This window comes from Pseudoalteromonas sp. SWXJZ94C (assembly GCF_015864385.1).
Classification (GTDB): domain Bacteria; phylum Pseudomonadota; class Gammaproteobacteria; order Enterobacterales; family Alteromonadaceae; genus Pseudoalteromonas.
Window position 1 is genome coordinate 16,043 of sequence record NZ_JADYXF010000026.1, and the last position, 13,880, is coordinate 29,922.

Consider the following 13,880-nt stretch of genomic DNA (forward strand, 5'->3'; position numbering starts at 1 on the left):
GATCTATTTATTTAAAGTACGTGGTACCCAAACCAATCTGGTTTAATTGCTTGAGCTTGCCCACTAGGCGTGAGTTTAATGTTTAACTGGCTGTCGAGTAAATCAATGGCAAAGCAGTCATCTACGTCGTGTAAGTCATCTTTATGAATATGACTAAGCCCTGCGAGTAAATCATTTTTAGCGCGTTGCTTAGCCTCATTACTGCTACTTGCAACATACAATGCAAAGTCGTGTTGCTCAGCCATAGAATCGCTTCTGTAAGCGCCTAGGTTTACAAAATAGAGTTGTTTATTTTGCTCAACATAAGTATCAACTACTTCTACTTTAAAACCGTCAATATGACTAATTGCCATGTAACTATCCATGTGAACACTGCTTCTGTCGCCTACCCATTGGCTCTTTAATTTAGTATACGTTTGCTCTATGTTTTGCCCTACCACAAAGCGAATGTCATGCATTTCTATGTGGCAGCCTTGAATTCGGCCACCTAAATACACCATAAATAATTGCATGCTTTTCCTTAACCTAAATTATCAACATCAATATTATGTTTTTTAATCAGCTTATAAAAATCAGAGCGGTTACGTTTAGCAAACTTTGCGCCTTCAGCTACATTACCACCTGCCATTTTTAGGGTGTTGATAACGTAGTCGCGCTCAAACTCTTTTTTTGCGTCGTTTAGCGACAATGGCTCTACGTTTGTTTCGTTACTATTCAGCGCTGTTAATACTAAATGTTCTGAAATAACTTCGCTTGGTGTAAGTGCCACTACTTGTTCAATTACATTTTGTAATTGGCGAATATTACCTGGCCAATCGTAGCGTACTAATGCATGCATGGCTTCATTGGCAAAACGTTTTTCATTTTGGTTCATGCGTTTAGCAATGCTGGCACTAAAATGCTGTGCTAATAAACTTATATCTTCGCGGCGCTCACAAAGCGGCGGTAGTTTTAAGTTAACAACGTTTAAGCGATAATATAAATCTTCCCTAAACTGCTGGTTTAAAATAGCATCGGGTAGATTTTTATGTGTTGCTGAAACTATACGTACATCAATCGCAATTTCTTCTTGAAAGCCTACTGGGCGAATAGTTTTTTCTTGTAGCACCCTTAATAACTTAACTTGTAAATTAAGTGGCATATCGCCTATTTCATCTAAAAATAACGTGCCGCCCTCAGCTTGCTGAAACAAACCTTGATGATCTTTAATTGCGCCAGTAAACGAGCCTTTTTTATGACCAAATAATTCTGACTCTAAAAGCTCACCCGGTACAGCGCCGCAGTTTATAGCGACAAACGGACCCTCTTTTACATGACTATGCTGATGAATAGCTTGTGCGAGTAATTCTTTACCAGTACCACTTGCACCCGAAATTAATACATTAACATGAGTCGGTCCAAGCAGTTTTACTTGCTCTAGCAAATGCAACATAGCACCGCTGCGCGTTACTATATTACTTTTTGGCACAACTTCATCTGCATTAACACCATGTATTTCTATCGCTTTAGCGAGGCTGTCAAATAGCTCATCTTTATCTATTGGTTTAGTTATAAATGCAAAAATACCTTGCTTGGTTGCCTCCACCGCATCAGGGATTGAACCATGTGCTGTCATCATAATAACGGGCAATGCAGGATAGCGACTTTGTAATTGACGATGCAATGCCATACCATCCATTTCGTCCATTCGTAGATCAGTTATTACAGCATCAAAAACATGACTTTTTAATGTTTGTAATGCAATTAAGCCACTTTCACAGGTTGTTACTTCGTAGCCTTTTGATTCAATACGAATAGCGAGCAGTTTTAATAAGCTGGCATCGTCATCGACTAATAATACTTTTGCACCTTGTGGTTTTGCTGCTGCCATTATTACTACTCCTTGGTTTCTTCGCGCAATAAAAGCTGTTGCTCTATAGTCGCTAATGACGAGAGGGTTTCTTGCATTTTATTATTGAGAGCTTGTTGCTCTTTTTTAGCATTTATTTGCATAATGACTTGCTGCTTTTGCAACCATAAATATTGCTTGATGTCGTCAGGCCAAAAGTAGGCTAAGTCGAGTTTAAGCAATTTAGTCATTACTGTATTAGGGTCGTTACTGGTGTTTAAACACATAAATTTAAAAAAGCTTTTTAGTTCTTTTTCACCAAGGTAAACCTGCTTAACTGGAGTTACCTTAAATCCACCACATTGATTTGCATGCCATGCAATTACCTGCTCTGCTGGTGGATAAATAGGATCGTCCTTTGGACGAGATTTAGGGCTTGGCTTAGTGTTTTTATCTGTCGTGACCTGAGTATCGATCACTGGTGCCGGTGTTGTTTTTGTTATTGAGGCAGAAACATGTTCTTCTTGTGCGTTGTTAATCTCGCAACCCGATAAAATGATGGTGCTACCAAGCACACATAAAATAGTCATTAAACGCGATCGCATGCTAATTAACTCCTTGAATAGTTGTTATTGGAATTTTAATTAAAAATAGACAACCTTTAGGTTCATTATGTTCCACCACTAATTGCCCTCGTAATTGCTCAACAGACTCTTTTACAATAGTTAAACCCAGTCCACTGCCTTGCAGAGTAACATTTTTACTGTGTTTGCCTTGATAAAATGCGCTAAAAATTTGAGTTTTTTCTTGCTCTTTTATGCCGCACCCTTCATCAGTAACAGCGATACAAAGCTGGTTTTGCTCAAGTGCCAAATTAATAGTGACACTTTGCTTATCTTCAGAAAATTTTAAGCCATTAGAAATTAACTGAATTAAAATCATTTCAATTAATTCGCTCGGTAACGCGAGCGTTTTATTAGGGAGGTGATTTTGCCACTTTATTGCTTGCTCTCGAGCACCTAAACGATGTTCAAAGTGACTGTTTATTTTATTAATAAGATAAGTAAACTCAACTTCGCTTAAGCTATCTTTACTGGTTCGAATAGCGTTGTAACTTAATAAACTGTCGATCATAGTACGTAAGCGCACCATTGATTGAGCAATAAGCTCAAGTACCGCTTTTTGCTCATCAGTAATAGGACCAACTATTTCATCGGCGAGTAAATCGGTACCCTCAACCATTGAAGCCAGTGGCGTTTTAAGCTCATGCGTTACATGGCGTAAAAAGGTATCTTTTTGTTGTTCAAGTACATGAAGCTGCTCTTGCACCCATTGTAACTTATTACCCAATTCAACTAATTCAGCAGAGCCTTTTACCGATATTTTTTGCTGCCAATGACCTTGCCCTAATTTATCTATAATTGATGTTAATCCTTTTAAGCGACCACTTATTCGCCATAAAAAACCGCCCCCTACAATTAAAGTAAGTGGAATAAGTGCTACCAACCAATTTATAAATGATGTTTGTAAGCTTGTTAATTCATTTTTATTATCAGTGATTTGGGTTTCGTTTTTATCACGTAACCACAGTGTAAGCTCCGCCATTAAATCACTTATAGGCACAAATAATTCTGCCTGCTCTTGTTTTTCTTCAACGAGTTGTACGTGCGCGGCTTGTAGAGTTTTACTTAAACGCTGCCATTGCGCACTATGATCTTGGCTTGCATTAATGAGCGTTAGTTCATCTACGCTTTGTAAAGATGACTGCCACTTATCAACAATTAATTTATCGAGCGACTCGCTTTTTAATACCCAGTTTTGTCTTGTAGCGCGCTCAAGGCTGTTTAGTTCTTGCTTTAAAGCATTGAACGATTTAGTGACTTGGTAGTTATTACTTACTATTAGTTGAGTAACGTCTAACTGCTTGTTAAGCGCATTTAAAAATACAATAACGACCAACGAAAGAGGAAGTAGTGACAACAGCATGCTTATTACAAATTGACCTATTAAATTAGGTCGCCAATTAAGCATTGTTTTGTATTTTTCAGCCATGGTTGTTGGCATTATGTTTAATCCTCATTGACGTTAAGCATTCTATTATTAGGCGTCTACCTTATACACTAGCTGAATCAACAATTACATTTAATACGATTAACTGTTCGCGTAATAAAAACACCTTGTCGCTAAACTGCAACAACGTAACTCATTGATTTTAAATACCTAGTATAAATCTCTTAAAATTGTGTTGCTAAAAGCACACAAAAGTTACATCAAATTCAGTAAAAATTTCATACTCACATCTAACTACCTACATAACCGGTTGAAAATAAACAAAAATACTTTTTGGCATCATTTTTGTAATGGGTATAACAACTTTATTTAATAAGGAAATAATTATGAACAATCGCTTTTTAGTAATCTCGTCATTACTCGCTTTGGGCTTTTTAAGCACAGGAGCACTCGCTATGGACGTTCAAGCTACTTTTAACGAGTTAGACAAAGACAGTAACGGTACATTAAACGAAGCCGAAGCTGGCGAAGACGCCGTATTACATGAAAACTTTGCACAAATAGACACAAACCAAGATGGTTTGTTGTCGCTAAATGAATTCAAAAAATTTATTCAATAAACACATTTAATAAGGAACGTGATTATGAAACAACTTATAGCCGCTTTTTCATTAATGTTTTTAGCAATTAGTGCCACAGTACTTGCATCACCAACAAATGTGCGTTTTGCCCATTTAGATAAAGATATGGACGGGCAAATATCAATTACCGAAGCAAAAAAAGACAAAGAAGTAATGAAACAATTTACTGATTTGGATGAAAACGACGACGAAATGATCTCAAAAAAAGAATTTGAGAGCTTTAAACCTTAAGGTTAAGTTTTACTTAAGCTTCTATCTAGTAAAGTGAATTTAAAGTATTTGCCATAATCCCTGAGGGAGTGTGTAAAAGGATTTAATGTTGGGAGTTAAATTATGGCAAGTGCTTTATCCCTTCTAGCTTAAAGCTAAGTATTTAATATTAATTAAATTTAAATATTGACTGTTTTAGTGATCTAAAGCCCCGTTAACCTCGTTTAATGCTTTTTTATATAGAACAACTGTATAAATTTTTTGACTCGTTATCAGGTTCTTTGTGTCGCTAAAGTGGGTTACTTACTTAACACTATGAGTATAAACGTTAGTAAAACCGTAAATACTGCATTTTGGAAGGAACATCATGAAGATACTTACTTTGTTATCAAGCATCTTAATGCTATCAAGTTTTAGCGCCTCAGCACTTGATGTAAAGCAACGCTTTGACCACCTAGACTCAAATAAAAGTGGATACCTAACTCACGATGAACTTGATGCTCAACCACAATTACTAAACACTTTTGTAATGTGGGATAAAGATCAAGACAGTAAAATATCACTAATCGAATTCAAAAATTATCTAACCAATAACCTCTACTGAGTAATTTCATGAAAAATATAAGCTATATAGCGTTTTTTTCGCTTAGCATTTTTAGCACATTAAGTTTTGCCGTAAGTAACGATATTGCTAAGCAATTTGAAAAATTAGATAGAAATAAAGATGGGGCTTTAACACGTTCAGAAACAGCGGCAGATCCCGCTCTGTGGTCGCGCTTTTCTAACTACGATCAAGATAAAGACGGGAAACTAAGACTTAACGAATATGACTTGTATGCAAGTAAGTAATAATTATTAAAGCTAGGTAAATAAAAGTACCTAGCTTTTTTATATTGATACGTTATTAACTGCGACTCTATTTTCCGCAAGGACAATGCGTTAGATACTTTGTATCGCTAGGTTTGGGCTCACGATAAAGTCCATTCGAGCATAAGTTAATATAGGTTGCTTACTTGTATTTTGAGCTGCGGATCATAACGCAATAGATTCATAGTCGCTGCTGCATTTTTATCAAATACTCCCTCAGGGTAGGACGAAATGGTGTTATACCCTTGAGCCCTACCCTGTGAGTTAACTAGCACAGATAACTCAACACAACCTGAAGTACTTTTCTTTGTGGCTTCTATCGGGTATCCCGGCTCAACTCTTTTAGCAACATTCCAATATTCACCTGCCTCACTTTGAAGTTCAGGACTCGATAAATCAACAAAACTCGGCATTTTATCGTTTACTTGTTTATCAGACGTTGAGCTATAGGCTGTTAGCATCATGCTCAAGGGGAGTAATAAATAGAGGGTTTTCATCGCATTTTCTTTTACTTGGTTAGTTATTATTAATTAGATTTTCACTAATGACCTCTTTCGTAAACAGCGCCTGTCTCTCCTATATAAAAAACCCTTATCTCAAGTTGTTGGTATTATAAAAATGGTTTTGCTAGTGTTAACGTACAAACAATAAAAAATAATGCCTCATGTTACTCAAAAAAATAATCAAACCACTCATACTCGCTAGCCTTTGTGCTGGCTCTAGTTACGCTATTGCACAAACTAAAGTAATCTATAACGCCAATGGCTATACCCCTTTATATAAAGGAAAAATGCTAAAAGGCGAAGTTCAACAGTTTTCTACCCTTGTAATAAAAGATGGCAAAGTAGTAAAGCTAGGTGGCGATACATTAAAAAACAGCTACCCCAATGCAAAGTTAATTGATGCAAACGGTAATACATTGCTACCAGGCTTAATTGATGCGCATGGGCACGTTATTGGGTTAGGTGATAATTTATCGCAGCTTGATGTGCGCGGCGCAAAGTCTGTAAATGAAATTACGGAAAAACTAAATATATTTGCTGAGAATAAGCAAGATTGGATTATTGGCCGGGGTTGGAATCAGGAACTTTGGGATAATGCGCAGTTTCCTACCGCAGCTGATTTAGACAAAGTAGTAAAAGATAGACCTGTTGTGCTTTCGCGTATAGATAGCCATGCTATTTGGGTTAATTCAAAAGCGCTTGAACTAGCAGGCATTACGGCTCAAACAAAAGCGCCAGATGGCGGCGAAATAATTAAAGATGAATTTGGCAATCCTACTGGTATATTTGTAGATAAAGCCGAGGCATTAATTACACAACATATGCCAGCGCCATCAAAGCAAGATATTAGCGACTCTCTTGATGCAGCAGGCAAGCATTTACTTAGCTTAGGTATTACATCAACCCACGATGCAGGTATTGATAAAACCACATGGGAAGTATACAAAGAACGAAGCAAGCTTGGTAATTTGCCAGTACGTATTGTTGCGATGCTTAGTGGTGCAAGTCCCGATTTAAAAACGATGTTAAAAGCGGGTCGTTATCAAGATGCTAACGACTTCATGTCTATTCGTAGCGTTAAAGTATACGCAGATGGTGCGTTAGGATCTCGTGGTGCAGCACTCATTGAAGATTATGCAGATAGAGCTAACTACCATGGTTTAATGCTCGAAACTCAAGAAAAACTTGAAGCGCTTTTTACCCTAAGCTTTAAAAGTGGTTTTAGTGCAAACACACATGCTATTGGCGACAAAGCAAATAGAGTCGTACTTGATGCCTACCAAAACGTATTTAAAAAAACAGGTGGCATATTACTTCGTAACCGCATAGAGCATGCGCAAATAGTAACGCCCGACGACATCCCTCGCTTTAAAGCACTAAAAATAATTCCATCAATGCAACCTGTGCATGCTACATCAGATATGCACATGGCAGAGCAACGCTTAACCGAAAAACAATTAAGTGGTGCTTATGCGTGGAAAACCTTTTTAAAGCAAGGTTCAGTTATTGCTGCAGGTTCTGATTACCCTGTTGAATTAGCTAATCCGTTTGATGGTTTATATTCTGCAATTACACGTATGGATCATGAACAACTACCCGCTAATGGCTGGCGTGCAAGTGAAGTCCTAAGTAGAGAAGATGCCCTGCGAGCGTTTACTTTAGGGGGCGCTTATGCGGCTCATCAAGAGTTTAAAATAGGCAGCTTAGAAAAGGGTAAATGGGCTGACTTTATTTTAATCGATAAAGACTATTTTAAAGTGCCGGTTGACGAAATTTATAAAACCAATGTGCTGCAAACATGGATTTCAGGTACGCTTCGTTATGAAAAAGAAGAGGTTACATCAAAAAAATAAATGCAAATAAACGAATTAATTATAAAAATTAACTAAAGTAATCAAAAAGTGTGTCGATAAGGTTGGGTAATTTAAAATTCCCCTTATGTTTCAGGAAGAAAACATGTTATCAAAAAAGATATCTTTAACTTTATCGGCACTTTTTACACTTTCACTTTCAGCTTGTTCTACTCACCCTGTATATAACGGTCATGCTCCACATAATAACAATTCGCAAAATCACGCGCACAATGCTAAATACACTGAGAACTATCAGCCACGCGTAAGTAATTGGCAATTTCCAGAAAACAACTACCGCCCAATTAATAGCAGTAAATTACTAAGTAATTACACTGAACAGTTAGCTATGAAACTAATTGAAAACATGAACTATATAAATAGCACAACACCTATCGCTATTACGTCTTTTGTAAATTTAGACGACAATCTGCAAACAACAAATATTTTTGGTAATCATTTAGCTGAGAGTTTTATAACAGAATTACAAGAATTTGGATTGTCTGTTGTTGATTATAAACACACAGGTACAGTGCATGTAACACCAATGGGTGATTTTTCGTTTAGCCGAAATGGTAAAGACCTTAAAGGTTATCCGCATATAGAATACACATTAACGGGCACACTTACTTACACCAACAGAGGCGTTATTGTTAACGCTCGTATTATTGGTGCTAAATCAAAAGTAGTGGTGTCTTCGGCTAAAGGATTTATACCGAGCTTTATAGTGGAATCGTTATACCCAACGCGCAGAACAGATGGAATAATGTTAGACGCAATTCAATAGATTAAATAAAAAACAAAAAAGGGTTAACGCAAGTTAACCCTTTTTTACTTCAGCTTTTAGGCGCTTCGGCTTTAGGCTGGCGATATATTTTTATAATGTGATATAAATTTACAAGCGACAGTAAGCCATTCGTAAAAATAACGGGCACTGCACCTATCGCAACACCGTACGCTGTAAAGACCATACAACCAAACATGTTGTACCAACGTAGCTTCACTAGGTCTGTCATTGTTAACGATGCAACTAATAAAGCTGATGCAATATAACCTAAATATTCCCAACTCAATTGTTCTCTCCTAGGCTTTAGGTTAGCATTACATTACTGCTAACTTATTGCACTTATAAGTATTGCAAAGTTATACCAATTTTCTTAATTAAGTAATTTATTTTGAGCTAAGAAAACAGGGTCGATAACAAGGCAAAAATTTCGTTATTTAGTTGTTCTAAATCAGAAGTTTTTAACACAGTTAGCGCCAAGTTTAGCTCTAAAATTGATTAAAGATTATTGTGGATTGGTATTACAACAAAATAAAAAAGCTAACTTGCTTAAAAACCTTAAAAAAGTTTGCCGGCAATTGCCAGCAGCTTCCTAAATCATTACACGGGAAATGAAGGTTAAATAATATTATTAGCAAGGCTAATAATAGTAGCAAGTTAGCATAAATTCTTAGAGCCGTAATGCTAACGTCATTAAGGTGTAATAAATAGGACATTTGTCCGAAGAGCGCATTGATGTTTCAATACCATTTTTCTAGTTACCTTGTTGACCAACTCCTCACCTTTGCGGGTAGTAGTTATCAGCAATCAAAAAAAGAAGTGCTTATCCACCAAGATCAGCCCTTAAGCAAGCTTGTGCTTGTGCGCAGTGGTACTGTGTCGTTTAGTTACGACGTAGGTAATGGACGACGCCTGCTGCTAGGTCAATTGGATTGCAATAATACTCTTATTGGCGAAATAGAAGCGCTTAATAATAACCCCTGTATTTATACGGTAACGTGCTTTAGCGATGTTACATATAATCTTATTGAGCTTAGGCATTGGCGTACGCTATTACTTGAAAAGCCAGAGCTTAGCCTTTATACCGCACAAACTATTGCAGCTAAATTTCAAGAAAATCAAAAGATCAATTTAGATAAGCTATTACTACCTTTGAGCTACAACATAGCAAAAGATTGCTTATTAAGAGCGGAGAATAACAACCCTACGCTACTTCGTGCCTACCCAACGGTAAATGCTGAAGCAGAACGTTTTGCAACAACTGAGCGCGCTTACAGGCGTGTTGTTACAGAGCTAGTAGAAAAAGGCTTAGTACTGAGAAGTAACGATGGCTTACAAGCCGTAGATATACCAAGGCTAAGTGAATACGTAGATAGCTTTGCTCAACTTTAAGCCGGTTGCTTAAATAGTTAACCAAGCAGTTAACTAAGCAATTAGCTAAATTTTAAACACAAAAAAGGCCTTTACGGCCTTTTTTATTTATCTTGAATTTTGGTTAAGCAATTAACTCCCCACCATTCAAGTTAGTTATATTTGTATATTACTTTTCTAACAAAATATCGTGTATTTTTGCAAGATCAGATTTACCAGCAATAATTTCATCCGGCGTTAAACCCGAAAGTTCATGCGGGAACACTAACCACTCTTCAGACTCATGAATATAATAATCTGGCTTCATGTCTACTTTAGAGTTTTTAGGTTTGTAATATGGGCATGCAATACGAATATCGCGCGGTAAGTTTAAGCGCATAAGCTCAGAAAGCTTTTCTTTTAACGCAAAAATACTGCGACCAGAATCAAACACGTCATCAACAATTAAAAGTGAATCGCCAGCATTCGCGTTTTCAACAATGTAATGTAAACCGTGTACTTTAATTTCTTTTGACTGCTTACCAATACCGTAATAAGACGAGGTACGCACTGCAATGTGGTCTGTCTCAATACCTTTGTAATCATAAAATTCTTGCACCGCAATACCAATTGGTGCACCACCTCGCCAAATACCAATAATAAAGTCTGGACGAAACCCATCTTTATATACTTGTGCCGCTACGCGGAACGAATCTTCAAGCAGCTGTTGAGCTGTGATGTAGCACTTATCTGACATAGTTAAAAACCCCAGTGGTGAGAATAACATTTGAGCACAGCTTAAAATAAAGCCAAGATTCAACTCAAACAGGTATTGGCGACGGATTTTACCGTAAATCGAACTAAATTGCTTGCCTTGCGCACAAAAAAAATAGGCGCTTGTGAGCGCCTATTTTAAAACTAATTTATATTATGCTTTTTCTAGCAAAGTACGTGCAACCGTACGCATACCTTGCGTTGTTGCACCCGCAGCCCATTGGTTTGTGCTACTCATGTTAAATGCCGCAGCTAAATCAATGTGTACCCAACCTTTACCATCGTTTGGTACAAAGCGTGATAAAAAGCCTGCCGCATTTGATGCGCCGCCGTAACCGCCACCTTTTTGTGCACGGCTATTAGCTGTATCAGCGTAAGGTGATGGACAGTTTTGCTGATGCCATTTTTCAAGAGGTAGAGGCCAAGCAGCTTCCATTTCTTGGCAAGCAAATCCTTCAACTTCACGTACAAACTCTTTATCAAGCGCAAATAATGCATTGTACTCTTGACCAACAGCAACTAATGCAGCACCGGTAAGTGTTGCAGCGTCAATAATAAGTGGTGCGCCTGTCTCTCCTGCGGCCATTAAGCCATCAGCTAGCACTAAACGCCCTTCCGCATCAGTATTTACGATTTCAACTGTTGTACCATTTTTATAAGTAAGAATGTCACCTAACTTATATGCATGACCCGAGATTAAGTTCTCAGCACAACATAAAAACAGCTTAATACGTTTTTCAATACCACGATTAATAGCCAATGCTAAACCTGCAGTTACTGTTGCAGCACCGCCCATGTCGCATTTCATACCAAGCATACCTTCGCTCGACTTAATAGAGTAACCGCCTGAGTCAAACGTAATACCTTTACCTACAAGTGCAGCACTTACTGGCGCATTTTCATCGCTAGTAGGGTTGTAATCAAGCTCAAGCAATACTGGTGGACGAACGCTGCCACGACCAACAGCGTGAATACCAATCCACTGTTGCTCTAATAATGCATCGCCTTTAATGATTTGGTAGCTTACGTGTTCAGGCGCTAATGATTGAATAAATTCAGCGGCTTTTTCAGCTAGGCTTTCAGGGTAAATGTCATCGGCTGTACCGTTAACCATTTCACGCGCCCAAATTGCCGATGTTTTTAAGTAAGCAAGTTCTTTAATATCTGATTGTGCGTTATCAACAAACTCAACACCATCTAATGATTTTGGTGTTACAAAACCTTGGTAAAAAGCCCACTGGCTTTCTGTGCACCAAGTGTCGCCTGCTAATTCAACGTTTTTAACGCCTTGGATTGCAATAGTACGACCTGCTTTTTGAACATTCTTTAATGTTTCTTGTTCAGACAAATGAACCGTTGCACCATGCTCGTTAAAAGATAACGACGCATTTTCGCCCCAATGGCTTGGCGCAGACTGCTCGCTTAGTTGAACAACAAATTTTTCACTCATGTTAGAATACCTTTGCACTTAAATGTGCCACCGAGTTTACTATAGAGCGCTTAAGTTCCCAACAGCTTGAGATAAATAACATAAATCACACTACTGCTTAGCATTTACGCCTTGGAAGTTATTATGAAATATACGCCAGCACTGCAATCAGCTACATTATTAAGGCGCTATAAACGTTTTTTAGCCGACTTACAGCTTAATGACGGTTCTGAATTTACCGCGCATTGTGCTAACACAGGTAAAATGACGGGATGCGCAGAGCCTGGTTTTAATGCTTTTTATTCCACAAGCAATAATACTAAACGAAAGTACCCGCATTCATTAGAGCTTACCCAAAACCATTTATCGCAACTTATATGTGTAAATACAGCCATAGCAAATAAAGTGGTAGAAGAAGCAATAAATAACAACGTTATTAGCGAGCTTACACATTACGAACAATTACAAAGCGAAGTAAAATATGGTAGCGAAAACAGCCGTATCGACTTTTTACTTACAAGTAAAAATAAGCCAGATTGCTACGTAGAGGTTAAATCGGTCACTTTATTAAGTGAAAATGATACACACAATGGACAAGGTTATTTTCCTGATACACAAACAGTTCGCGGACAAAAACATATTCGTGAATTAATAGAAATGGTCGAACAAGGGCATCGCGCCGTACTACTGTTTGCCATTTTGCATGAAGGGATAAATACCGTCAGTGCTGCGGCGCATATAGATGAAAAATATGCTCAGTTATTAAACCAAGCAATTAACAAAGGCGTTGAGGTATTGGCTTACAAAGCTATTATTTCTGCAAATGAAGTTACACTTCATACAAAAATTTCATTTATATAAAAATCTATAAATACAAAGCATTAAGTTAATTGAAATTTTTAAATAGCACTAAACTTTAGTAAAACTTTAAAATAGTCGTTTTGAATTCACTAAACTAACTTGTTTTTAAAAGTTTTGCCCACATAACAAGGCAAGTTTTAGAAAGCGAATACGTGAATGAATAAAAGTGTAAACAAGATATTAATACGCTTTTAAATCACTAAATATGGTTGAAGCTAATTCGATTAATTAAAAATAAATTTGCCTAGGATATAAGTTTCTGTTATTTATACCGCCGGCTAATGCTGAGGCATTAAATTAAGGATTTAGGAGATAGTTATGCCAGACCAAAAGAAACATGGTTTATTGGCTCAAGCCGGTTTAGAACCATACCAAGAAAAACCAGGCGAAGAGTACATGAATGATGCACAACGTGCTCATTTTAGAACGATTTTAGAAACTTGGCGTAACGATCTTCGTAACGAAGTTGATCGTACAAAGTCGCACATGCAAGACGAAGCAGCCAACTTTCCAGACCCAGTTGACCGCGCAGCACAAGAAGAAGAGTTCTCTTTAGAACTTAGAACACGTGACCGCGAACGTAAACTAATCAAAAAAATTGAAAAAACAATTAATTTGATTAAAGAAGATGATTTTGGCTTTTGTGAGTCTTGTGGCATCGAAATTGGCATACGCCGCTTAGAAGCGCGCCCAACTGCTGATTTATGCGTAGACTGTAAAACACTTGCAGAAATTAAAGAAAAGCAATCTGGACGCGGCTAATTAATTTATAT

17 protein-coding genes are annotated in these 13,880 nt (G+C 37.4%); 9 read left to right on the forward strand and 8 right to left on the reverse strand.

Translation table 11 applies throughout. The annotated features are described in order from the left end of the window. Positions 1-11: 11 nt before the first annotated feature. Genes I6F65_RS12400 through I6F65_RS12415 form a run of 4 tightly spaced genes read right to left on the reverse strand, consistent with a single transcriptional unit; the run spans position 12 to position 3,892 of the window. Entirely contained in the window at positions 12-512 is a 501-nt protein-coding gene (locus I6F65_RS12400) for a DUF1543 domain-containing protein (protein ID WP_024611698.1), read from the reverse strand. 8 nt (positions 513-520) lie between these two features. Further along, the gene (locus I6F65_RS12405; RefSeq protein ID WP_024611699.1) at positions 521-1,870 is read right to left on the reverse strand and encodes a sigma 54-interacting transcriptional regulator; all 1,350 of its coding nucleotides are present in this window, start codon (positions 1,868-1,870) and stop codon (positions 521-523) included. 5 nt (positions 1,871-1,875) lie between these two features. After that, positions 1,876-2,433: a hypothetical protein gene (locus tag I6F65_RS12410; protein ID WP_166112265.1), complete on the reverse strand. Its 558-nt coding sequence runs from the start codon at positions 2,431-2,433 to the stop codon at positions 1,876-1,878. Position 2,434: 1 nt separating this feature from the next. Beyond that, on the reverse strand, positions 2,435-3,892 hold the full coding sequence (locus I6F65_RS12415) for a HAMP domain-containing sensor histidine kinase (protein ID WP_166112262.1): 1,458 nt from the start codon (positions 3,890-3,892) through the stop codon (positions 2,435-2,437). A 332-nt stretch (positions 3,893-4,224) separates the two neighbouring features. Here I6F65_RS12415 and I6F65_RS12420 point away from each other — a divergent pair, with 332 nt between their 5' ends. From I6F65_RS12420 to I6F65_RS12435, 4 genes are all read left to right on the forward strand, one after another. Further along, positions 4,225-4,458 carry a cag pathogenicity island protein Cag25 gene (locus I6F65_RS12420; RefSeq protein WP_024611702.1) on the forward strand — a complete coding sequence of 78 codons (234 nt, stop codon included), beginning with the start codon at positions 4,225-4,227 and terminating at the stop codon, positions 4,456-4,458. A 24-nt stretch (positions 4,459-4,482) separates the two neighbouring features. Further along, the gene (locus I6F65_RS12425; RefSeq protein WP_024611703.1) at positions 4,483-4,710 is read left to right on the forward strand and encodes a hypothetical protein; all 228 of its coding nucleotides are present in this window, start codon (positions 4,483-4,485) and stop codon (positions 4,708-4,710) included. A 346-nt stretch (positions 4,711-5,056) separates the two neighbouring features. Then, positions 5,057-5,293 carry a calcium dependent protein gene (locus I6F65_RS12430; RefSeq protein ID WP_024611704.1) on the forward strand — a complete coding sequence of 79 codons (237 nt, stop codon included), beginning with the start codon at positions 5,057-5,059 and terminating at the stop codon, positions 5,291-5,293. A gap of 8 nt (positions 5,294-5,301) precedes the next feature. Beyond that, positions 5,302-5,538 carry an EF-hand domain-containing protein gene (locus tag I6F65_RS12435; protein ID WP_166112259.1) on the forward strand — a complete coding sequence of 79 codons (237 nt, stop codon included), beginning with the start codon at positions 5,302-5,304 and terminating at the stop codon, positions 5,536-5,538. A 146-nt stretch (positions 5,539-5,684) separates the two neighbouring features. Here the strand turns inward: I6F65_RS12435 and I6F65_RS12440 are convergent, their stop codons facing one another. Beyond that, a complete protein-coding gene (locus I6F65_RS12440; RefSeq protein WP_231613172.1) occupies positions 5,685-6,053 on the reverse strand; it encodes a TonB family protein in 369 nt (122 codons plus the stop codon). Between the two features lie 167 nt (positions 6,054-6,220). Between I6F65_RS12440 and I6F65_RS12445 the strand changes: the two genes are divergently transcribed. After that, entirely contained in the window at positions 6,221-7,912 is a 1,692-nt protein-coding gene (locus I6F65_RS12445) for an amidohydrolase (protein ID WP_197113096.1), read from the forward strand. A 103-nt stretch (positions 7,913-8,015) separates the two neighbouring features. After that, positions 8,016-8,696, forward strand: coding sequence for a FlgO family outer membrane protein (locus tag I6F65_RS12450; RefSeq protein WP_024611514.1), 681 nt, complete (start codon positions 8,016-8,018; stop codon positions 8,694-8,696). 49 nt (positions 8,697-8,745) lie between these two features. Here I6F65_RS12450 and I6F65_RS12455 read toward each other — a convergent pair whose 3' ends face one another. After that, a complete protein-coding gene (locus I6F65_RS12455) occupies positions 8,746-8,982 on the reverse strand; it encodes a YgjV family protein (protein ID WP_024611515.1) in 237 nt (78 codons plus the stop codon). Between the two features lie 446 nt (positions 8,983-9,428). Here I6F65_RS12455 and I6F65_RS12460 point away from each other — a divergent pair, with 446 nt between their 5' ends. Next, complete coding sequence (locus I6F65_RS12460; RefSeq protein WP_024611516.1) at positions 9,429-10,085, forward strand: Crp/Fnr family transcriptional regulator; 657 nt, start codon at positions 9,429-9,431, stop codon at positions 10,083-10,085. A 148-nt stretch (positions 10,086-10,233) separates the two neighbouring features. Here the strand turns inward: I6F65_RS12460 and I6F65_RS12465 are convergent, their stop codons facing one another. Together I6F65_RS12465 and pepB are read right to left on the reverse strand one after the other, a co-directional pair. Further along, positions 10,234-10,800 carry a phosphoribosyltransferase gene (locus I6F65_RS12465; protein ID WP_024611517.1) on the reverse strand — a complete coding sequence of 189 codons (567 nt, stop codon included), beginning with the start codon at positions 10,798-10,800 and terminating at the stop codon, positions 10,234-10,236. Between the two features lie 171 nt (positions 10,801-10,971). Next, complete coding sequence (gene pepB, locus I6F65_RS12470) at positions 10,972-12,267, reverse strand: aminopeptidase PepB (RefSeq protein ID WP_024611518.1); 1,296 nt, start codon at positions 12,265-12,267, stop codon at positions 10,972-10,974. 123 nt (positions 12,268-12,390) lie between these two features. Here pepB and sfsA point away from each other — a divergent pair, with 123 nt between their 5' ends. Both sfsA and dksA read left to right on the forward strand, forming a co-directional pair. Next, the gene (gene sfsA / locus I6F65_RS12475; RefSeq protein WP_024611519.1) at positions 12,391-13,107 is read left to right on the forward strand and encodes a DNA/RNA nuclease SfsA; all 717 of its coding nucleotides are present in this window, start codon (positions 12,391-12,393) and stop codon (positions 13,105-13,107) included. A gap of 318 nt (positions 13,108-13,425) precedes the next feature. Continuing rightward, positions 13,426-13,869 carry an RNA polymerase-binding protein DksA gene (dksA, locus tag I6F65_RS12480; RefSeq protein ID WP_024611520.1) on the forward strand — a complete coding sequence of 148 codons (444 nt, stop codon included), beginning with the start codon at positions 13,426-13,428 and terminating at the stop codon, positions 13,867-13,869. The last annotated feature ends 11 nt before the right edge of the window (positions 13,870-13,880 follow it).